This window comes from Mycobacterium sp. IS-2888 (assembly GCF_001954215.1).
Taxonomy (GTDB): domain Bacteria; phylum Actinomycetota; class Actinomycetes; order Mycobacteriales; family Mycobacteriaceae; genus Mycobacterium.
The window spans coordinates 16,362-40,014 of sequence record NZ_MBET01000052.1; the positions used below are offsets into that span (position 1 = coordinate 16,362).

Annotated in this window: 3 protein-coding genes; all 3 read right to left on the reverse strand. The window is 69.1% G+C overall.

The genetic code is table 11. The features are described from left to right. Nucleotides 1-180: 180 nt before the first annotated feature. Genes A5745_RS08355 through A5745_RS24610 form a run of 3 tightly spaced genes read right to left on the reverse strand, consistent with a single transcriptional unit; the run spans nt 181 to nt 23,643 of the window. Nucleotides 181-8,271 (reverse strand): non-ribosomal peptide synthetase, encoded by an 8,091-nt coding sequence (locus tag A5745_RS08355; protein WP_076115721.1) that lies wholly within the window; start codon nt 8,269-8,271, stop codon nt 181-183. Then, the gene (locus A5745_RS23980) at nt 8,268-19,091 is read right to left on the reverse strand and encodes a non-ribosomal peptide synthetase (protein WP_175879787.1); all 10,824 of its coding nucleotides are present in this window, start codon (nt 19,089-19,091) and stop codon (nt 8,268-8,270) included. Before A5745_RS23980 ends, A5745_RS08355 begins: the two co-directional genes overlap by 4 nt. Beyond that, nucleotides 19,078-23,643 carry a non-ribosomal peptide synthetase gene (locus A5745_RS24610; RefSeq protein WP_175879788.1) on the reverse strand — a complete coding sequence of 1,522 codons (4,566 nt, stop codon included), beginning with the start codon at nt 23,641-23,643 and terminating at the stop codon, nt 19,078-19,080. Before A5745_RS24610 ends, A5745_RS23980 begins: the two co-directional genes overlap by 14 nt. Nucleotides 23,644-23,653: the final 10 nt, after the last annotated feature.

Consider the following 23,653-nt stretch of genomic DNA (forward strand, 5'->3'; position numbering starts at 1 on the left):
AATTTTTGGTGCTCGTCAATGCCGCGTTAACACAACCCCGACGTTGCCGCTCATAAGAACTTCATAAGCGGCGCCGAAGAATTCGCTGCCGACGGTTATTCGTCAAAGCGCGCGGGCCTCGACGTTGGCCGGCCGGGCGGCCGCGAAATCCCTTGGCGTGGTTCGGGTTCCGGCGCCGCGTCACTTCGCGGTGATGACGGCCGTCGGCATGCTGCCCAAGTGCTGACTCAAGCTTCGAACGGAGGCCGCGTCGAATAGGGCGCGCACCGCAAGGCGGACGTTCAAAGCGGCGTTGATCGCCGCGATAACCCTCATCGCCGCCAACGAATCCCCGCCCATATCGAAAAACGAGTCATCGACGCTCACCCGCTCGATCCCCAGCACCCGGGCATAGATATCGGCCACGATCTCCTCGACCGCATTGGCCGGCGCCCGGTAACCCTCGGCATCCCGGTGTTGCGCCGCCGGCGGCGCCGTGGGGTCACGACGGCCGCCTGGCCGGGCGTCCGCATCGGCGTCCAGCGCATCCATCGACGACAACCGTCGCGTCGGCTCCGCGGTCATCGCCACCAGCAGTCCGCGCAATTGCCCGATCAACGCTTCGATGCCGGCCTCGTCGAAAAGCTCGGTCCGGTATTGGACGCGAAGCTCCAGCTCACGGCCCGGCGCGGCTTGGATCGTGAGCGGGTAGTGGTAGTAGTCGCGGGTGGTGACGTCGGTGATGGCCAGCCCGTCGATGCCCGACAACGCCGCGGTGTCGGTCGGATAGTTTTCGTACACGAAAACCGTGTCGAACAACCTTTCCCGGCCGGCGATGCGATGAATATCGCTAAGGGCCAGGTGCTGGTGTTCGAGCGTGTGATTGTGTGCGCTTTGCAGCTGGTCCAGCAGGTCCGCTGCGGTGGTTTCCGCCGCGACGATGGCCCGTACCGGCACCGTGTTGATCAACAGGCCCACCATCGATTCCGCGCCGGCCACCTCGGCCGGCCGCCCCGACACGACGGCGCCGAAGGCGACGTCACGCTGACCGGTCAGCGACATCAGCAGGAGCGCCCAAGCGCCCTGCAACACGGTGCTGACGGTGGTGCGCCGCGAGCGGGCCAGCTCGCCGATGGCGCGGGTGGTCTCCTCGGGCACCCGGAACGTTTGATCGCCGCGGCGCCCGAGCCCTAACCGATCCGGCGGGCCCACCAGGGTGGGGGTGTCGAAGCCGGCCAGCGCGTCGCGCCAGGCCGCGTGGGCGGCTCCGCGATCCCGATCGGCCAGCCAGTCGACGAATCGGCGATACGGCACGGCGGCGGGCAGGCGATGCCCGCAGTAGCCGGCGAAGATTTCCCGCAGCAGGATCTGCAGGGACCAGCCGTCCATCAATATGTGGTGATTGGTGAGCACAAACCGGTGCCGATCCGCCCGGGTGCGGATCAACGCCACCCGAAAGGCCGGTGGGTTGTCGAAATCGCAGACCGCGGCGCGTTCGTCGGCGCAGAGCCGCTGGATCTGCTCCTCGACATCGGCGCCGCTCGCGTCCAGCTCGACGTACCGCCACGGCGGCGCCGGATCGGCCGGGATGAGTTGCACCGGCTCGTCGAATTGCGCGCAGAAGCGGGCCGCCAGGTTGGGATACCGTTTGACCACCGCGGACGCCGCATCGCGCAACCGATGCTGGTCGAGCGGGCCCGTGATGGTGATGTCCAGCTGCACCGCATACGCGTCGTCGCCCGATCCGTGCGCGGCGTTGGCGTGGAACAACAGCCCCTGCTGCAGGGGGGTCAGCGGCAAAATGTCGGCGACGCGGTGTTGCCGCTCCAGGTCGTCGATCTGCTGCTGGCTCAATCGGGCGGGCACGATGTCGGACGGCGTCAACCCGCCCCCGCCGCGGCGCACGTGCGCGCAGATGCCGCCCAGAACGTCGAACCACAGCCGGCTCAGCCTGCCGACCTGTTCGTCGTCCAGCGCCGATTGCGCCCACGTCCAGTTGGCCTGCAGGTGCGGGCCGGCGTCGGTATCGACGGTGGCGGCGTTGAGGTCGACGGTGTGCGGCAGCGGCATCTCGATGGCCGCGCTGACGCCGGCGATCTCTTCGCCGTCGGAGCTGACACGCCAGAAATCGTCGGAGATCTCGGTGGCCGCCGCGCCCAGCCGCCCCAGGTAGTTGAAACCGATCCGCGGACCCGGTCCGGCCAGCTGCACCTCGTTGTTCAGATAACGCAGCAAGCCGTACGTCAACGGATCCGGCAGAGCGCGAAGCTGCTCCTTGGCCTCCTTGACGGCGGCCGCCAACGCGGCGTCGCCCGCCACGATCTGCGCCCAGGGCACCCCACCGACCGCCAGGGACACGGGGTAGATGGTCGTGAACCACCCGACGGTGCGCGACAGGTCAAGATCGGGGGCCAGCTCCTCATGACGCCCGTGGCCCTCCACATCGATGCCGATCGGCGCGCCGTCGCTCCCCAAAAACTGCGCCCACGCCAGGCCGAACGCGATCAACAGGATCTCGTGTATCCCGGCGTGAAACGCCGCCGGCACCTCACCCAGCAGCATGCGGGTGTTCTCGACACCCAGCGACACCGACAAGCGTCCGGCGCTGGCGAATGTGTCCACCGCGGGTCGCACCGCCGGCAGCGCCGCCGGAACCGCCGCCACCCGCCGCCAAGCGTCCGCCTGGTCCACGACTTCCGGGCGCTGCGCATGCTCGGCCAGCAGTGACGCCCACCGGGCAAACGACGTCCCCTCCGCGGACAAGACCACCGGCTGCCCACCGCGATGCTGAACCCAGGCGATGTTCAAGTCGGTCAGCAGCACCCGCCACGACACCCCGTCGACGGCCAGATGGTGGATCAGCAACGCCAGCTGGCCGGTCGAGGGCACCCACAACGCGCTGAGCATCGCCCCGACGGCCGGGTTCAACCTCGACCGGGCCTGCAGCACCGCCTCGTCGGAGAGCGCCTCGACGGATCGCAGGTGCGCGCTCGCGTGGACCAACCCCGCCTCGAGCACTGTCAACGACCAGCCGCGGGCCCCGTCGTCGGCGACGCGCAGCCGCAGCATGGGATGCCGGTCCAGCAACGCCTGCAGCACGACGACCACGTCCGCCTCGGTCACGCCCGCTGGAGCCTGCAACACCGCCGTCTGGTTGAACTGCTCGACGGGGCCACCCAGCCCCTTCAACCACCGCATGATCGGCGTTGCGACCACATGCTTGACACCCTCGTCCGCCGTGCGATCCGGACCGATGGTCACGGACAGCAACGGCGCCTTGCGGACCACCCGGGCCAGCCGGGCCACGGTCTGCTCGACGAAGATGTCGCGCGGACGGCACACCAGACCGGCCACCTGCGCCCGCGCCACCACTTGCATCGACAGGATGCTGTCGCCGCCCAGCTCGAAGAACGACTCGTCGGCGCCGACCCGCTCCAGCCCGAGCACCTGGGCGTAGATGCCGGCGAGGGTCTCCTCGACGGGGCCCTCCGGGGCGCGGTACTGATCGACCTCCTGGTATTCCGGCGCGGGCAGGGCGCGGGTGTCGAGTTTGCCGTTGACGGTCAGCGGCAGGGCGTCGATCACCAGCACCGCGGTCGGCACCATGTAGGACGGCAGCCGGTCGGCCAGTGCGGCGCGCGCCGCGGCCGGATCGGCGGTCCCGGTGATGTACCCGACCAGGCGCTTGTCGCCGGGGCGGTCCTCGCGGGCGATCACCGCGGCCTGCTGTACGCCGGGCTGCGCGGCCAGCGCCGCCTGCACCTCGCCGAGTTCGATGCGATACCCGCGGATCTTGACCTGCTCGTCGGCGCGGCCCAGGTACCGCAGTTGTCCGTCGGCACCCCAGCACACCAAGTCGCCGGTGCGATACATGCGTGCTCCTGGCGCTCCCGCGCCGGCGAACGGGCAGGCCACAAACCGTGTCGCCGTCAACCCGGCCCGGCCGACATACCCGTACGCCAGCCCGCCGCCGGCCACGTACAGCTCCCCGACCACCCCGGCGGGCACCGGCCGCAACCAGCCGTCGAGCACGAAGAACCCGAGGTGTGCCAGCGGTACGCCGATCGGGCTGGCGTTGCTGTCGACATCGGCGTCGACGACCTCCCGGAACGAGGCGTGCACCGTCGTCTCGGTGATGCCATACATGTTGATCAGCCGCGGCGACCCCGAGTGGTGGTGCAGCCACGTCGCGAGACGCTGGGGTTCCAGCGCCTCGCCGCCGAAGACCACGGTCTCGAGCTTGAGCTGGTCCCCCAGCTCGGGCTGCAACGCGTCGGCGGTTTGCAGCGCGTAAAACGCCGAGGGGGTCTGGCTCAACACATTGGCTTGTTCTTTGACGAGCAAGGCGTGGAGGTCTTCGGGCGAGCGCACCACCGAATCGGGCACCACCACCAGGCGCCCGCCGTGCAACAGGGCACCGAAGATCTCCCACACCGAGAAGTCGAATGCCAGGGAGTGGCATTGGGTCCAGACCTGACCCGGCGACAGGTCGCGGTCCAGAGATTCCAACAGCTGGGTCACGTTGCGGTGGGCGACGGCCACCCCCTTGGGGACGCCGGTGGTGCCCGAGGTGTAGATCAGGTAGGCGACGTCGGCGGGGGTCGGCCCGGGCAACACGGCGCTGGGTTCGGCGTCGGCGGGGAGGTCGTGGGGTAGGTCGTCGATATTGACGACGGGAAGGCCGCATCCGTCCAGCCGCGCGGCCAGTTCGGTGGTGGTGATCGCGGCGATCGGTGCGGCGTCGTCGAGCATGAACTCCATCCGCGCCGCGGGCGCCGACGGGTCGATGGCCAGATACGCCGCCCCGGTTTTCAGCACGGCCAGAATCGACACGACCGCTTCGGCGGAACGGGCGAACAGCAGTGCCACACACTGGCCCGGGCCCGCCCCCTGCCCGATCATCAAGTGCGCCAACCGATTCGACGCCTCATCGACCTCCCGGTAAGTCATGCCGCGATCCCCACAGGTGATCGCCACCGCCTCCGGGGCCCGCGCCGCCTGCGCGGCGAACAACGCCGGAATCGACGCCGCGGGCGGGGCCGCCTCGGTCAGCACGGCGCGGTTGCCCCACGCATCCAGGCGGGCGTACTCACCGGCATCGAGCACATCCACCGAGGACAGCCGGCGGGCGGGATCGGCGGTGATCGCCACCAGCACCCGTCGCAGCCGCTCGATCAACGCCTCGATGCTCGACGCGTCGAACACGTCGGTGCGAAACTCCACCTCACCACCGATCCCGGCGGGCTGGCTGTCCTCGGTCCAGCGTTCGGCCAAGGAGAACGTCAGGTCCGTGCGGGCGCTCTGGGTGTCCACCGGCAACGGGGTGGCCTGCACGTCGCCCAAACTCAGCTTCGCGGGCTCGTTGTTCTGCCACGCCAACATCACCTGGACCAGCGGGTGATGGGTCAGCGACCGGGTGGGGTTGAGCCGCTCCACGAGCACTTCGAACGGCACGTCTTGGTGTTCGTAGGCGGCCAGGCTGCGCTGGCGCACCTGGGCCAACACCTCGGCGACGGTCGGATCGCCGGTCAGGTCGACCCGCAGCACCAGGGTGTTGACGAAGAAGCCGACCAGCTCGTCGAGCGCGGTGTCTCGACGGCCGGCGATCGGGAATCCCACCGCCACGTCGGGGCTGGCGCTGAGTTTGGACAGCAACACCGCCAGCGCGGCCTGCATCACCATGAAGCTGGTCGCGCTGTGCTCGCGGGCCAGCCGGGTGACCTGCTGCTGTAACTCGACCGGCCAGTCGACCTTCACACTGGCGCCGCGGTGATCGGCCACCGGCGGGTAGGGCCGGTCGGTGGGCAGCGCCAGGCGCTCGGGCATCCCGGCCAGGGCGGCCAGCCAGAATTCCAGCTGGGCGGCGATGCGGCTGTCCGGATCGGTCAGCTCACCGAGCTGGTCGCGCTGCCACAACGTGTAATCGGCGTACTGCACCGGCAGCGGCGCCCACCCCGGGGCCTGTCCGGCACTCCGACTGGCATAGGCCACGCCGAGGTCCCGCACCAGCGGGGTCACCGACAACCCGTCGGCGGCGATGTGGTGCATCGCGGCCACCAGCACGTGTTCGTCTTCGGCGACGCGGAAAAGCCTTGCCCGCAAAGGGATCTCGGAGGCCAGATCGAAGGGGTGACGTGCCGCCGCACCGATGGCCTCATCCAAGCGGCTAGCCGACCAGTCGGCGGCGTCGACGACCTGCCACCCGAAGTCGGCCCGCTCGACGGGAACAACCACCTGCTGGGGCATGCCGTCGCGCGCCGCGAACAGCGTGCGCAGGCTTTCATGGCGGCCCACCACATCGCCGAGCGCCGCGCCCAACGCGTCGACGTCAAACTCGCCGCGTAGCCGCAACGCCACCCCGATGTTGTAGGTCGGTGACGGTCCCTCCAACTGGTCCAGGAACCACAACCGGGACTGGGCGAACGACAGCGGCAGGACGGCGGGCCGCGGGCCGGCCACCAACGGCTCGGGCCCTTCCCCGTCGGCACCGATCCGGGGCGCCAGCTGGGCGACGGTCGGCGCCTCGAACACGGTGCGGACCGCGAGGCCGGCGTCCAGGGCGGTGTTGATCGCGGCGATCAGGCGCATCGCCGAAATGCTGTCCCCGCCCAAATCGAAGAACGACTCATCGGCCCCGACGCGCGCCAGACCAAGCACCTGGGCGAAGACACCGGCCAGGGTCTCCTCGACCGGGCCGTTCGGGGCTCGGAAGTGGTCGCCGTCCTGGTATTCCGGTGCCGGAAGCGCACGGGTGTCCAGCTTGCCGTTGGAAGTCAGCGGCAGCGCGTCGATCGCGATCACCGCCGCGGGGACCATGTAGACCGGGAGCCGCTCGGACAGCAGCGCGCGGATCTCGACCGGGTTCGCCGTCCCGATGACATAACCCACCAGCCGCTTGTCGCCGGGGCGGTCCTCGCGGGCGATCACCACCGCCTGCTCCACCCCATCGACGGCGGCGAGGGCGGCTTGCACTTCGCCGAGTTCGATGCGATAGCCGCGGATCTTGACCTGCTCGTCGGCGCGCCCCACATACTGCAGCTGCCCGTCGGTGCCCCAGCGCACGCGATCGCCGGTGCGATACATCCGCATCCCCGGACCGCCGAAGGGGCAGGCCACAAACCGGGTCGCCGTCAACCCGGCCCGACCGACATAGCCGGCGGCCACGCCGGTGCCGGCTACGTAGAGTTCCCCGACCACCCCGGTGGGGACGGGCCGCAACTTCCCGTCGAGGACGAACAACGCCGCCCCGTCGACGGGCGACCCGATCGGCGGCGCACCCGATCCCGCCTTCAGCGGTGCGCTGATCGACACGCACATCGTGGTCTCGGTGGGGCCGTAGCCGTTGACCATCACCCGCCCCGGCGCCCATCGATCCACCACCTCGGCCGGGCAGGCCTCACCGCCCATGACCAACGCCGAGTCCACGCCCTCGGGTGACAATGCCGCCACCGCGGTTGGGGTTTGGGTCAACACGCTGACCCGATCGGCAACCAGCAACGCGTGGAAGTCGTCCGGTGAGGCGGTCACCTCTTCGGGCGCCACCACCACTCGCCCGCCACGCAGCAGCGCGCCGAAGATCTCCCACACCGAGACGTCAAAGGCCAAGGAGTGGCACAGCGCCCACACGCCCGGCGCCGGCAGACCGCCATCCAACGTCGACAACAGCTCCGTCACGTTGCTGTGGGTGGTCGCCACCCCTTTGGGCACACCCGTGGTGCCGGAGGTGTAGATCAGGTAGGCGAAATCCCCGGCCGTCGGTGCCGGCGTCGGCAGGCCCGTGCCGGGCTGAGCGGCGATGCGCGGGTCGTCGACGTCGACGACCGGGACGTCGTGCCCGTCCAACCGGCCGATCAGCTCGGTGGTGGTGATCGCGGCGACCGGCGCGGCGTCGCCGAGCACGAATTCAACCCGGGAGTCCGGCACCACCGGGTCGATCGGCACATAGGCCGCACCCGTCTTCAATACCGCCAAGAGCGCCACGATCGCCCGTTCCGACCGCGGCAATAGCAGCACGACGCACTGCCCGAGCCGTGCACCGTGGCCAGAAAGCAAGTGCGCCAACCGGTTCGACGCCTCGTCCAGCTCGCGATACGTCATGGTGCGGCCGTCGAAAGTCACCGCCGCCGCCTCGGGCGTGCGCGCCACCTGCTCGGCGAACAACGCCGGAATCGACGACGCCGCCGTCGGCGGCCGGGTCAACGCCGCCCGGTTGCCCCACACATCCAGCTGGGCGAACTCGTCCTCATCGAGCAGATCGATCGCCGATAATCGCTGCCCCGAACGGGCGCTCATGACTGCCCTTCGAGATCGGCGGTCATGGCCACAATCACCCGCCGCAACCGCTCGATCAGCATCTCGATGCTGGCCGCGTCGAACACGTCGGTGCGAAACTCCACTTCCCCGCCGATCCCGGCGGGCTCACCGGACTCGGTCCAACGCTCGGCCAAGCCGAACACCAGATCCATGCGAGCGGTGTCGGCCTCGGCTGGAACCTGCGTAACCCGCAGATCACCCAGCGCCCACGCGGCGGCGGGATCGCTGTCCTGCCCGGCAAGGTTCTGCCACGCCAGCGCCACCTGGATCAGCGGGTGATGGCTCAGGCTACGGGTGGGATTGAGCCGCTCGACGAGCACTTCGAAGGGCACGTCTTGGTGCTCGTAGGCGGCCAGGCTGCGCTCGCGCACCTGCTCCAACAATTCCTCCACGGTGGGGTCCCCGGCCAGATCGACGCGCAGCACCAAGGTGTTGACGAAGAAACCGACCAGCTCGGTCAGCGCGGGATCGCGGCGCCCCGCTATCGGGAAACCGATTGCGACATCGCTGCTTCCGCTGAGCTTGGACAGCAGCACCGCCAGGGCGGCTTGCACCACCATGAAGCTCGTCGCGCCGTGCTCGCGCGCCACCTCTCGCACCCCCTGCTGCAAGTCGGCCGGCCAGTCCACCGCGACGCGGGCGCCGCGCTGATCGGCAACCGCCGGATAGGGCCGGTCGGTGGGAAGCGCCAACTGCTCGGGGATCCCGGCCAGGGCATCCTCCCAATAGGCCACCTGCGCGGCGATGCGGCTGTGTGCGTCGTCGAGCTCGCCGAGTTGCTCGCGCTGCCACAGCGTGTAGTCGACGTACTGCACCGGCAACGGCGCCCAGTCGGGGGCTTCTCCCGCACAGCGGCTGGCATACGCCACACCCAGATCACGCACCAGCGGGCCAACCGACAACCCGTCGGAGGCGATGTGGTGCACCACGGCCACCAGTACGTGTTCGTCGTCGGCTACCCGGAAAAGCTTTGCCCGCAAAGGGATTTCGTTGGCGAGGTCGAACGTGTACCGCGACGCTGTGCCGACGGCCTCCTGCAGCCGGCTTTCCGGCCAGTCCGTCGCCTCCACGACGTCCCAACCAAAATCGGCCCGCTCCACCGGAATTACCAACTGCTGCGGGGTTCCGTCAACCGCCGGGAACAGCGTGCGCAGGCTCTCGTGGCGGCCGATCACGTCGGCGAGGGCGGCACCCAATGCATCGGCGTCGAGGCGCCCGCATAGGCGCAACGCCACCGCCATGTTGTAGAGCGGGGACGGCCCCTGCATCTGGTCGAGGAACCACAACCGGTTTTGGGCGAACGACAGCGGGATCACCGCCGGGCGCTCGACGGCCACCAACGGCTCCAGCCCGTCCCCGCGCGCACCGATGCGGGGCGTCAGCTGTGCGACCGTGGGCCCCTCGAACAGGGCGCGCACCGAAAGACCGGCATCCAGCGCGGCATTGATCGCGCCGATCACCCGCATCGCCGACAGCGAATCCCCGCCCAGCTCGAAGAACGACTCGTCGACGCCGACCCGCTCCAGCCCGAGCACCCGGGCATAGATCCCGGCCACGATCTCCTCGGTGAGGGTGGTCGGGGCGCGGTAACCGCCGGCGTCCTGATACTCCGGCGCGGGCAGGGCCCGCTTGTCGACCTTGCCGTTGACCGTCATCGGCAGGGTATCGATCACGACCACCGCGGCCGGCACCATGTATTCGGGCAACCGCTCGCCCAGCTTCGCGCGCGCCGCGACCGGATCCGCGGTCCCGGTCACGTAGCCGACCAATCGCTTGTCGCCGGGGCGGTCCTCGCGGGCGACCACCACCGCCTGCTGCACCCCGTCCACGCCGGCCAGCGCGGCCTGGACTTCACCGAGCTCGATCCGATAGCCGCGGATCTTGACCTGTTCGTCAGCGCGCCCCAGATACCGCAACTGCCCGTCGGAACCCCAACACACCACATCGCCGGTGCGATACATGCGCGCGCCGGGCGCCCCGAATGGGCAAGCCACAAACCGCGATCCGGTCAACCCGGCGCGGCCCACATAGCCATACGCCAACCCGAAACCGGCCACATACAATTCCCCGACGACCCCGGCGGGCACCGGCCGCATCCAGCCGTCGAGCACGAAAAAGCCCAGATGCGCCAACGGCACCCCGATAGGACTCGCCGCGCTGTCGACATCGCTGTGAACGACCTCGCGGAACGACGCGTGCACCGTCGTTTCGGTGATGCCGTACATGTTGATCAGCCGCGGCAGCCCCTGGTGATTGTCCAACCAGGTCCCAACACGCTGCGGTTCCAACGCTTCACCGCCGAACACCACCGTCTCGAGCTTGAGTTGATCTCCCAACTCGGGGGATTGCGCGTCGACGGTTTGCAGCGCATAGAACGCCGACGGGGTTTGGCTCAACACGCTGACCTGTTCGCGAATCAGCAAGGCGTGCAAGTGTCCCGGCGAGCGAACCACCGATTCGGGCACCACCACCAGCCGCCCACCGTGCAATAGCGCGCCGAAGATCTCCCACACCGAGAAGTCGAAAGCCAGGGAATGACACTGCGTCCACACCTGCCCGGGCGAGAGCCCGAGGTCGGCGTCCAATGCCTCGAGTAGCTGGGTCACGTTGCGGTGCGCGACGGCCACCCCCTTGGGGACTCCGGTGGTGCCCGAGGTGTAGATCAGGTAGGCGATCTCGTCGGGGGCGGGGGCCGGCAGCGGGGTGCTTGGCTGGGCGGCGATCCGCGCGTCGTCGACGTCGATCACCGGCAGCCGCTGCCCGTTGAGGCGGTCGGCGTGGGCTGTAGTGGTGATCGCGGCGACGGGCGCGGCGTCGCCGAGCACGAACTGCATCCGCGCGTCCGGCACCACCGGGTCGATCGGCACATACGCCGCACCGGTTTTCAGCACCGCCAGGATCGACACGACCGCCTCGGCCGACCGGGAAAACAGCAGTGCCACCCGCTGTCCCGGGCCCACCCCCTGGCCAACCAGCAAGTGCGCCAACCGATTCGACGCCTCGTCAACCTCCCGGTACGTCATGGGACGGCCCTCGAAGCTGATGGCCACCGCCTCGGGGGCGCGGGCCACCTGCGCCGCGAACACCGCCGGAATCGACACCGACGTGGTCGGGGGTTGGGTCAGCGCCGCGCGGTTGGCCCAGCCATCCAGGCGGGCCTGCTCCCCGGGGTCGAGCACATCGACCGAGGAGAGCCGCCGCGTCGGGTCGGCGGTGATCGCCACCAAGACACGCTGCAGCCGCTCGATGAGGGTCTCGATGCTGGCCGCGTCGAAGACATCGGTGCGAAACTCCACCTCGCCGCCGATCCCGGCGGGCTGGCCGTCCTCGGTCCAGCGTTCGGCCAACGAAAACGTCAAATCCACGCGGGCGCTATGGGTATCCGCCCGCAGCGGGCTGACCTCCACATCACCCAAGGCCACTCCGGCGGTGGGATCGCCTTGTTGCCAGTTCTGCCAGGCCAGCATCACCTGGACCAACGGGTGATGGGCCAGCGAGCGGGCCGGGTTGAGCCGCTCGACCAATACCTCGAAGGGCACGTCCTGATGCTCGTAGGCGGCCAGGCTGCGTTGACGCACCTGCGCCAAGACCTCGGCTACGGTCGGGTCGCCGGCCACATCGAGGCGCAACACCAGGGTGTTGACGAAAAAGCCGACCAAGTCATCCAGGGCCGCGTCACGCCGCCCGGCGATCGGGAACCCCACGGCCACATCGCTTGTCGCGCTGATCTTCGCCAACAGCACCGCCAACGCGGCCTGCATCACCATGAAACTGGTCGCGTTGTGTTCCGCCGCCACGCGGCGCAGCCGCTGCTGCACCTCGACCGGCCACTCCACCGCAACCGTGGCCCCCCGGTAGTCGGCCACCGGCGGATAGGGCCGATCGGTCGGCAACGCAAGGCGCTCCGGCATCCCCGCCAAAGCGCCTTCCCAGTAAGCCAATTGGGCGCCGATCCGGCTCTCGCTGTCGTCGAGCTCACCGAATTGCGCGCGCTGCCACAGCGTGTAATCGACGTACTGCACCGGCAACGGCATCCACCCCGGCGCCTGCCCCACCGCGCGACTGGCGTAGGCCACGCCCAGATCGCGCACCAGCGGCCCGACCGACAACCCGTCGGCCGCGATGTGATGCACCACCGCGGCCAGCACATGCTCGTCCTCGCCGACGCGGAAAAGCCGCGCCCGCAACGGGATCTCGTCCGCCAGATCGAACGCGTAGGCCGCCATCTCCTCGATGGCGTCCCGCAGCCGGCCTTCCGACCAGCCCGCGGCATCCACCACATCCCAGCCGAAGTCGGCCCGCTCAGCCGGCATCACGACCTGCTGCGGTGCGCCCTGCGGGGCGACAAACACGGTGCGCAGGCTCTCATGGCGGGCCACCACATCACCCAACGCCAAACTCAGCGCATCGGCATCGAGCTGACCCCGCAGGCGCAGGGCCACCGCCATGTTGTAAACCGGTGAGGGCCCGTGCAATTGGTCCAAGAACCACAACCGGTTCTGGGTGAACGACAACGGCACCACCGCCGGCCGCTCCCCGGCCACCAGGGGCTCGAGCCCGTCCCCCTCGGCGCCGACACGCAGGGCCAACTGGGCCACCGTCGGGGCCTCGAACAAGACACGCACCGCAAACCCGGCGTCCAGCGACTTGTTGGCGGCGGCGATCACCCGCATCGCCGACAGCGAATCCCCACCCAGCTCGAAGAAGGAGTCGTCAACCCCAACGCGCTCGAGCCCCAGCACCTGGGCGTAGATACCCGCCAGGATCTCCTCCACCGCGCCCGAAGGAGCGCGATAGTGATCGCCGTCCCGGTATTCCGGTGCGGGCAACGCCCGCTTGTCGAGTTTGCCGTTCACCGTCAGCGGCAGCGCGTCGACCACGACGATGGCGGCCGGCACCATATACGGCGGCAGCTGGTCGGCCAGCTTCGCGCGCAGGCGAGCCGGCTCGCCGGCCCCAGTGACATAGCCCACCAGCCGCTTGTCGCCTGGCCGGTCCTCGCGGGCGATCACCGCCGCCTGCTCCACGCCGTCCAGGCCGGCCAACGCCGCCTGGACTTCACCGAGTTCGATGCGATAGCCGCGGATCTTGACCTGATCGTCGGCGCGGCCCAGGTACTGCAACTGCCCGTCGGCGCCCCAGCGCACCAGATCGCCGGTGCGGTACATGCGGGCCCCGGATGCGCCGAACGGGCACGCGACGAACCGCGACGCCGTCAACCCCGCCCGGCGCACATACCCACACGCCACGCCGCGACCCGCCACATACAACTCCCCGACCACCCCGGCCGGCACCGGCCGCAACCACTCGTCGAGGACGAACGACGCCGCGCCCGGCACCGGCGAGCCGATCGGCGCCACCCCCGACCCCGCCGCCAGCGGCGCACTCATCGCCGCATAGACGGTGGCCTCGGTGGGCCCGTAGGCGTTGATCATCACCCGTCCCGGCGCCCACCGGTCCACCAACTCGGTCGGGCAGGCCTCGCCGGCGACAATCAACGCGGTCGAATCCAGACCCGCCGGGGACAGCATCCCCACGGCGGACGGGGTTTGACATAGGACGCTGACGTTTTCGGCGACCAGCAAGGCGTGGAAGTCCTCCGGCGAGCGCGCCACCGCCTCGGGCACCACCGCCAGGCGCCCGCCGTGCAGCAGCGCACCGAAGATCTCCCAGACCGAGACGTCGAAGCTGTAGGAATGCCACTGCGACCACACCTGTCCCGGTCCCTGCGGTAGGTCGGCGTGCAGCTTTTCCACCAGCTGGGCGACGTTGCGGTGGGTAACCGCCACGCCCTTGGGGATGCCCGTCGTGCCCGATGTGTAGATCAGGTACGCGATATCGTCAGCTGCCGGCGCCCGCAGCGGCGTGCCGGGCTGGGCGCGAATCCGCGGGTCGCCGATATCGATGACCGGCACCTCGTGACCCCGCATCCGGTCGGCGAACTCGGCAGTGGTGATCGCGGCGGCGGGCGCGGCATCGGCCACCATGAACCCGACCCGGGCCACCGGCAGCGCCGGGTCGATCGGCACGTACGCCGCCCCGGTCTTGAGCACCGCCAAAATTGCCACGATCGCCTCGGCCGACCGGGAGAACAGCAGCGCCACCGACTCCCCCGGGCCCGCGCCGTGGCCGGAAAGCAAGTGCGCCAACCGATTCGACGCCTCATCCAGCTCGCGATACGTCCACGAGCGTTCGCCGCAACTGAGGGCCGCCGCCTCGGGAGCGCGCGCCACCTGCGCGGCGAACAACTCCGGGATCGACGCCGACGACGATTCGCTCGCGGTCAAGACGGATCGGTTACCGATCTCGTCGAGCCTGGCGCGCTCGCCGGCGCCCAGGAGATTCACCGACGACAACCGGCGCCCCGGGTCGGTGGTCATGGCCACCAACACCCGCCGTAACCGCTCGACTAGCCCCTCGATGCTGGCCGCGTCGAATACGTCGGTGCGAAATTCCACCTCCCCGCCGATACCGGCGGGCTCGCCGCTGTCGGTCCAGCGTTCGGCCAACGAAAACGTCAGGTCCATGCGGGCGGTGTGGGTGTCCACCGGCAATGGGGTGATTCGCAGATCGCCGAGGTTCAGCGTGGCGGGCTCGTCGTTCTGCCAGGCCAACACCACCTGAATCAACGGAGAATGGGTCAGGCTTCGGCTGGGGTTGAGCCGCTCCACCAGGACCTCGAAAGGCACGTCTTGGTGCTCGTAGGCGGCCAGGCTGCGCTGGCGCACCTGCTCCAACAATTCGCCGGCCGTGGGATCACCGGCCACATCGACCCGCAGCACCAACGTGTTGACGAAGAAACCCACCAAGTCGTCCAGCGCGGGATCACGCCGCCCGGCGATCGGGAACCCCACCGCCACGTCGCTGCTGGCGCTCAGCTTGGACAGCAGCGCCGCCAGGGCGGCCTGGACAACCATGAAACCGGTCGCGTCATGCTCGCGCGCCACTCGCGCGATCTGCTGCTGCAGCTCCGCCGGCCAATTCACCGCGACTTTGGCACCCCGGTAATCGGCGACGGGCGGATACGGCCGATCGGCGGGAAGCTGCAGCCGCTCGGGTAGGCCGGCCAGCGCGTCCTCCCAGTAGGCCAGCTGCGCGGCGATGCGACTCTGATCGTCGTCGAAATCGCCCAACTGCTGGCGCTGCCACAGCGTGTAGTCGACATACTGCACCGGCAGTGGAGGCCAGTCGGGGGCCCGCCCCATGGACCGGCTGGCATACGCCTGGCCCAGGTCTTGCACCAGCGGTCGCACCGACAACCCGTCGGCGGCGATGTGGTGCACGGCGGCCACCAGCACGTGCTCGTGTTCGGCGACGCGGAAAAGCCTTGCTCGCAAAGGAATTTCGGCTTCCAGGTCGAAACCATAGCGGACCGCTTCGTCGACGGCCCCATTGAGGCGGCTTTCCGGCCAGTCGGTGGCGTCGATGATCTGCCATCCGAAATCGGCCCGTTCGACGGGGGCGATCAGCTGCCGGGGCACTCCGTCGGGCGCCGCGAACAGCGTGCGCAGCGACTCGTGGCGGCCCACCACGTCGGCCAGCGCCGCACCCAGCGCCTCGGTGTCGAGGTGCCCACTCAGCCGCAGCGCCACCGCCATGTTGTAGACCGGGGACGGACCCTCCAGCTGGTCCAGGAACCACAACCGGCTCTGGGCAAACGACAGCGGAATCACGGCCGGCCGCGGGGCGGCCACCAACGGCTCCAGCCCGCTCCCCTCGGCGCCGACGCGGGGCGCCAACTGCGCCACCGTGGGCGCCTCGAACAGATCCCGCACCGAGAGGCCGGCGTTCAAAGCCTTGTTGGCCGCGGCGATCGCCCGCATCGCCAACAGCGAGTCCCCGCCCAGGTCGAAGAAAGACTCGTCGACCCCGACCCGGTCCAGCCCCAACACCTGGGCATAGATGCCGGCGAGGGTCTCCTCGGCGACCGTGGCCGGAGCGCGATAGCGATCGGCGTCCGAGTATTCCGGCGCCGGCAGGGCCCGTTTGTCGAGCTTGCCGTTGACCGTCAACGGCAGCGCGTCCAACACCACCACCGCGGCCGGGACCATGTACTCGGGCAGCCGCTCGGCCAGCCTCGAGCGGGCCGCGGCCGGCTCGACGCTCCCCGTCACATAGCCGACCAGGCGCTTGTCGCCGGGGCGGTCCTCGCGGGCGATCACCACCGCCTGCTGCACCCCGTCCACACCGGCCAAGGCCGCGCGGACTTCGCCCAGCTCGATGCGGAACCCGCGGATCTTGACCTGCTCATCGGCGCGGCCCAGATACCGCAGCTGCCCATCGGCGCCCCAGCAGACCAGGTCCCCGGTGCGATACATCCGTGCCCCGGGTCCGCCAAAGGGGCACGCCACGAACCGCGACGCGGTCAAACCGGCCCGGCGCACATACCCATAGCCGGCCCCCGAACCCGCGACATACAACTCCCCGACCACACCCGCGGGCGCCCGCCGCAACCAGCCGTCGAGCACGAAGAAGCCCAGATTGGCCAGCGGCACACCGATCGGGCTGACGTTGCCGTCGACATCGTCGCCGACGATCTCGCGGAACGAGGCATGCACCGTCGTCTCGGTGGTGCCATACATGTTGATCAGCCGCGGCAACCCTTGGTGGTTGTCCCGCCATGCCCGAAGACGTTGCGGTTCAAGGGCTTCGCCGGCGAACACCACCGCCTCGAGGCTCAGCTGTTGGCCGAGCTCGGGTGCCAGCGCGTCGGCGGTTTGCAGCGCATAGAACGCCGACGGGGTCTGGCTCAACACGCTGACCCGTTCGGCTACCAGCAGGGCGAGAAAGTCTTCGGGTGAGCGCGCCACCGACTCGGGCACCACCACCAGCCGACCGCCATGCAGCAACGCACCCCACATCTCCCACACCGAGACGTCGAATGCCAACGAATGCCATTGCGACCAAACCCGTTTCGCCAGCTCGAGGCGATCGCCCGCGGCGTCCAGCAATTCGGTCACGTTGCGGTGGGATATGGCGACCCCCTTGGGGACGCCGGTCGTGCCCGAGGTGTAGATCAGGTAGGCGACGTCCTCGGCCTTCGGCGCCGGCAACGCCGTGGCGGGCTGGGCGCGAATCCGCGGGTCGTCGAGCTCGACGACCGGTAGGCCGGACCCGGCCAGCCGCCCGGCCAGCTCACCGGTGGTGATCGCGACGGCCGGCGCGGCATCGCCGAGCACGAACTGCATCCGCGCGTCCGGCACCGCGGGGTCGATCGGCACATACGCCGCACCGGTTTTCAGCACCGCCAGAATCGCCACGATCGCCTCGGCCGACCGCGACGACAGCAACGCGACCCGCTCGCCCGGACGGACGCCCTCGCCGATCAGCAAGTGCGCCAACCGATTCGACGCCTCGTCCAGTTCGCGGTACGTCGTGCCGCGGCCATCGAAGGTCAGCGCCACCGCCTCCGGGGCACGAGCCGCCTGCACGGCAAACAGAGCCGGGATCGACTCCGTGGACTTCGCCGGCCCGGTCAACACCCCGCGGTTGGCCCACGCATCGAGGCGGGCCCGCTCGGGCTCGTCGAGCAGATCTGTCGACGACAACCGCTGCGCCGGGTCGGTCGTCATCGCCGCCAGGATCCGCTGCAGCCGCTCGATCAGTGTGTCGATGGTGGACGCGTCGAACACCTCGGTGTCGAATTCGACGCGCAAGCGCAACTCGCTGCCGGGCGACACTTGCACCGCGAGCGGGTAGTGGTTGTATTCGTGGTTGGTGAACTCGGTGACCGCCAACCCGTCGACGCCCACCAATCCATCGGTATCGAGCGGGTAGTTCTCGAACGCGAAGAGGGTGTCGAACAGCTGGTCGTGACCTGTGGCGCGGTGGATATCGCGCAGCGAAAGGTGCTGGTGCTCAAGCGTATTGCCGTGCGTGGTGCGCAGCTGCTCCAGTAGGTCGGCGGTGGTGGTCGCCGCCGTGATGCGCGCGCGCATCGGCACCGTGTTGATCAGCAGCCCGACCATCGAGTCCGCGCCCAGCACCTCCGGCGGCCGACCCGAGACGGTGATACCGAAGGCGACGTCGTGCCGGCCCGTCAGCAGGGTCAGCAGCTGTGCCCAGGCGCCCTGCAGCACGACGTTGGCCGTGGTATGGCAGGAGCGCGCCAACTCACCGATGGCCTTGGTGGTCTCCTCGGAGACCTGAAACGATGCGACGCCGCGCCGCCCGAGCCGCAACGGGTTGGGCCCGCCCACGAGTGTCGGGGTGTCGAAACCGGCGAATGTCTCCCGCCACGCCGTGTGAGCGGAGGCAAAGTCCTGATCGGCCAGCCAGGTGACGAACCGGCGATACGGCGCGGCTGCGGGCAGCCGCTGGCGGTGATAGCTGGCGAAGATTTCCTGCAGCACGATCGGCAGGGACCAGCCATCGACCACGATGTGGTGGAAGGTCAGCACAAAGCGGTGCCGGTCGGACGCGGTGCGGATTAAGGCGGCCCGAAAGGGCAATTCGGTACCGAGGTCGCAGACCGAGGCGCGTTCGACGGCGCACAGGCGCTCCATCTGGTCGCCGATGTCGTCATCGCCCTCGAGCTCGAGATAGCGCCAGGGCACCTCGGGGTCAGCCGGGATGATCTGCACCGGCTGGTCGAATTGTTCGCTGAATCGGGCCGCGAGGTTCGGATGCCGGCTGGCCATTGTTTGCACCGCATCGCGCAGGCGGCGCGGGTCAACCGGGCCCGTTACGGTGATATCCAGCTGCACCGCATACAGATCGTCGCTACCTAGCGCGGTGCTGGCGTGAAATAGCAGCCCCTGTTGCAGCGGGGTCAGCGGCAGGACGTCAGCAATCCGCATATTGTCGCTGGAGCTCGTCGATCTGCTGCTGGCTAAGACCGGCAAGTGCGATGTCAGACGGCGTCAGCCCACCCCCACCGCCGCGCACGTGCGCGCAGATACCGGCCAGGGCCTCGAACCACAACCGGCTCAGCCGGTTGATCTGCGCGCGGTTCAGCGCCGACGGTGCCCAAGTCCAGTTGGCGTGCAGGCGCGGACCGGCCTCGGTGTCCACGGTGCCGGCATTGAGGTCCAGCGTGTGCATCAGCGGCGTCGGCACCGCGGCCGCCGCGGCGGTCAGCGACCAATCTTCGTGGCTGATCTGCCACAGATCGCCGGACGCCTGGGACGCGGGGGCGCCCAGCCGACCGAGGTAGTTGAACCCGACCGGCGGGTCCGACTCGGCCAGGTCGACGTCGCTGTTCAGGTAGCGCAGCAGACCATAGGTCACACCGTCCGGGACGGACCGGAGCTGTTCTTTGGCGTCCTTGAGCACGGCGCCCAGGGCGGCTTCGCCGGCGCCTACCTGCTCCCAGGACAGCCCACCGACGGCCAGGGAGACCGGGTATTTGGTGGTAAACCATCCGACCGTGCGCGACAGGTCCACATCGGCGGCCAGCTCCTCGTGGCGCCCGTGTCCCTCGACGTCGACTCCGATCGGGGCGCTGCCGGTGCCCAAGAATTCCGCCAAGGCCAGCCCGAACGCGATCAACAAAATGTCCTGCACGCCGGCGTGGAAGGCCGCCGGGACCTCGCCGAGCAGCATCCGGGTCGTCTCGACATCCAGCTCCGCCGACAACACTCCCGCAGTGGCATACGTATCCGCCGCCGGTTGTACCGCCGGCAACGCGCTGTGCGTCGCGGCCAACTGGCGCCACGTCTCGGCCTGGTCCATCACATCGGCGGCGTGCGCCTGGCCGGCCAGCAGCTTCGCCCACCGGGCAAACGACGTCCCGCCGGCGGGCAACGCCACCGCTTGCCCGCCGTGATGCTGGGCCCACGCAATGTTGATGTCCTCCAACAGGATTCGCCAGGAAACTCCGTCGACGGCCAGATGGTGACAAATCAACGCCAACTGGCCGGTGGAAGCCGCCCACACAGCGCTCAGCATCACGCCGGCCGCCGGGTTCAACCGCGACCGCGCCTGCGCCAGCGCCTCCTCGGACAACACGCCGACAGAGCGCACGCAGTCACGCGCATCCACCGATCCCGCCTCGGGCACCGTCAAGGACCAGCCCCGGGCGCCGTCGTCGTCGACGCGCAGGCGCAACATGGCATGCCGATCCAGCAAGGCCTGCAGCACGACCACCACGTCGGCCTCGATCACGCCGGCGGGGGCATGCACCACCACCGTCTGGTTGAACTGGTCGACGGGTCCGTCGACGCTTTCCAGCCAGCGGATGATCGGGGTCGCTACCACCGGTCCGAGGCCCTCATCGACCGGGCCGCCCGCATCGTTGGCCATATCGGCCACCCGGGCCAGCCGGGCCACGGTCTGCTCGACGAAGATGTCGCGCGGCCGGCACACTACACCGGCCGCCCGGGCCCGGGCCACTACCTGCATCGACAGGATGCTGTCGCCGCCGAGCTCGAAGAACGAGTCGTCGACGCCGACCCGCTCCAGCCCGAGGACCTGGGCGTAGATGCCGGCCAGGAGCTCCTCGACCGCGCTGTCGGGGGCGCGATAACCGTCGGCGTCGTGATACTCCGGTGCCGGCAGGGCGCGTTTGTCGAGCTTGCCGTTGACCGTCAGCGGCAGTGCCGGCAATGCGACCACCGCCGCCGGCACCATGTAGGCGGGGAGCCGCTCGGCCAGCGTCGCGCGCGCGGCGGCCGGGTCGGCGCTCCCGGTCACATACCCCACGAGTCGCTTGTGCCCGGAATGATCCTCGGGGGCGACCACCACCGCCTGCTCCACCCCGTCCACGCCGGCCAGCGCCGCCTCGACCTCGGCGAGTTCGATGCGGAATCCGCGGATCTTGACCTGCTCGTCGGCCCGCCCGAGATACTGCAGCTGCCCGTCGGCGCCCCAGCACACCAGGTCCCCGGTGCGATACATGCGTGCTCCTGGCGCCCCCGCGCCGGCGAACGGGCAGGCCACAAACCGCGACGCCGTCAATCCCGCCCGGCGCACGTAACCGTGCCCCGTTCCGCGGCCGGCGACATACAGCTCACCGACTACGCCGGCGGGCACCGGCCGCAGCCACCCGTCCAGCACGAAAAAGCCCAGGTGCTCCAGCGGCCCCCCGACGGGACTGGCAGTGCTGCCGATGTCGCTCCGAACAATCTCGCGGAACGAGGCATGCACCGTGGTCTCGGTAGTGCCGTACATGTTGATCAGCCGCGGCAAGCCCTGGTGATTGTCCAGCCACGTCCGAAGACGTTGTGGCTCAAGCGCTTCGCCGGCGAATATCACCGTTTGGAGCTTCAGCTGATCGCCCAGCTCGGGCGCCAGCGCGTCGGCGGCTTGCAGCGCGTAAAACGCCGACGGCGTCTGGCTCAACACGCTGACCTGTTCGGCAACCAGCAGGCCGTGGAAGTCTTGCGGCGAGCGCGCCACCGACTCGGGCACCACCACCAGCCGACCCCCGTGCAGCAGCGCGCCCCAGATCTCACACACCGAGACGTCGAAGGCCAGGGAATGCCACTGCGACCAGACCTGGCCCACCAGGCCCAGGTTGTCGTCGAGGGACGCCATGAGCTGCGTCACGTTGTGGTGGGTGATGGCAACGCCTTTGGGGACACCGGTGGTGCCCGAGGTGTAGATCAGGTAGGCGACATCCTCGGCATCCGGGGCCGGCAGCGCCGTGCTGGGCTGGGTGCCGATCCGGGGGTCGTCGACGTAGATGATCGGTACGTCGCAGTTCTGCAGCCGGTCGGCCAGTCCCGCGGTGGTGAGCGCCGCGATCGGCATGGCGTCATCGACCATGAACTCGGTGCGGGCCGCCGGCACCGCCGGGTCGATCGGCACGTACGCCGCCCCGGTCTTCAACACCGCCAAAATCGAGACGATCGCCTCGGCCGACCGCGACAGCAGCAGCGCCACCCGCTCGCCCGGGCCCACACCCTGGCCGACCAGCAAGTGCGCCAACCTATTCGACGCCTCGTCGAGCTCGCGATACGTCATGCCGCGGCCCTCGTAGGTCACCGCGATGGCCTCGGCGGCGCGCGCGACCTGCGCGGCGAACAGCCCCGGAATCGACACCGACGCCGACGGCTCGGTCAGCGACGACCGGTTGCCCCAATCGTCGATGCGGGCCTGCTCAGGCTCGTCGAGCAGATCCATCGACGACAGCCACCGATCGGGGTCGGCGGTCATCGCCGCGAACACCCGCTCCAACCGCCGCGCCAAGTCGTGCACATCGCAGTTCGCAAACAGTTGGCCGGCGCCGGGCGTGCTGAGATAAAGCTTTTCCTCGTCCCGGAAAAAGACCAGCCGGAACTGATCCCCCAAGCCGTCGTGGGTCAGGGTCGCCGTCACGGCGGAACCCCCGAGATCCGTCAAATGTGTCGTCGGGATGAAATTGACCGCGATCCGGTTGGACGCCTGCCCCGACGCGCGATAACGGGCGGTGTTCTCGATCGCATGAACCGGGAACCGTTGGTGCTGAACCGTTTCCCGGATCCGGGTGTCGACATGCTCACAAAACTCGGCGACCGTCGACCCCGGCGATGCCGTCAACACCAATGGGACGACGCCGGACGCCATGCCGGGCACCAGCTTGGCCGCAGGATCAACCCGCCTGGCGACCGGGAAGTCGAACACGACCTCCGAACCCTCGACGTCGCAGCCACGCACCAGCAGCGCGCACGCCGCCGTCATCACCGATGACCGGCGCATCCCCAACGCCCGCGCCAACTCGTCCATCTTGGCCACCGCGGCCGGGTCCAGTTGAACGGGAACGGAAAACGCGTCCCAATCACGCCCGCTGGGCGCCGCTAGCCGATAACGAGGTTCGTTATCCGGGCGAAGGTTCCTGCTCCAGTAGGCCTGATCGTTGGCGTAGTCGCTGGACGCTTCGTACTCGAGCTCGCAATCGATCAGATCGGTCAGCGATCCGAAAAAGGCGGGCGGAGCCGACGTTCCGGACGCCATAGCGCTGTAGATAGTCGCGAACCGATGCAGAACGAGAGCGAGCCCGACCCCGTCGGTCACGATGTGATGGCAGCAGACGAAGAAATAGAACTCGTCGATGCCGGTCTGCAACAACGCGAATTTGTACAGCGGGCCGCTCAGCGGCATCGCGGTGCGCTGAATCGACGACGCCAGCCGATACGCGTCGCGCTCGGGATCCTGCGAGCCCATCAGGTCGTAGCGCGCCAGCTCAACATGCGGGTCGTCCACGATCTTCTGGAAAACCTGGCCATCCACCTGGAAAAACGACGCCCGCAGCGGTTCGGCCTCGCTGACCGCCTGTCGGATGGCTGACTCAAACAAATCGGGGTCGATCGGGCCCGCGATTCGCACGAACACGCCAAGTTGCCACCTGGCACCGAAAACACCGGTCTCCTCGGCCAGCCAAATATCCAACTGTCCCCGTGTCAGCGGAAGTGCCCGCTCATGAAGTTGCATAGATCCCCCA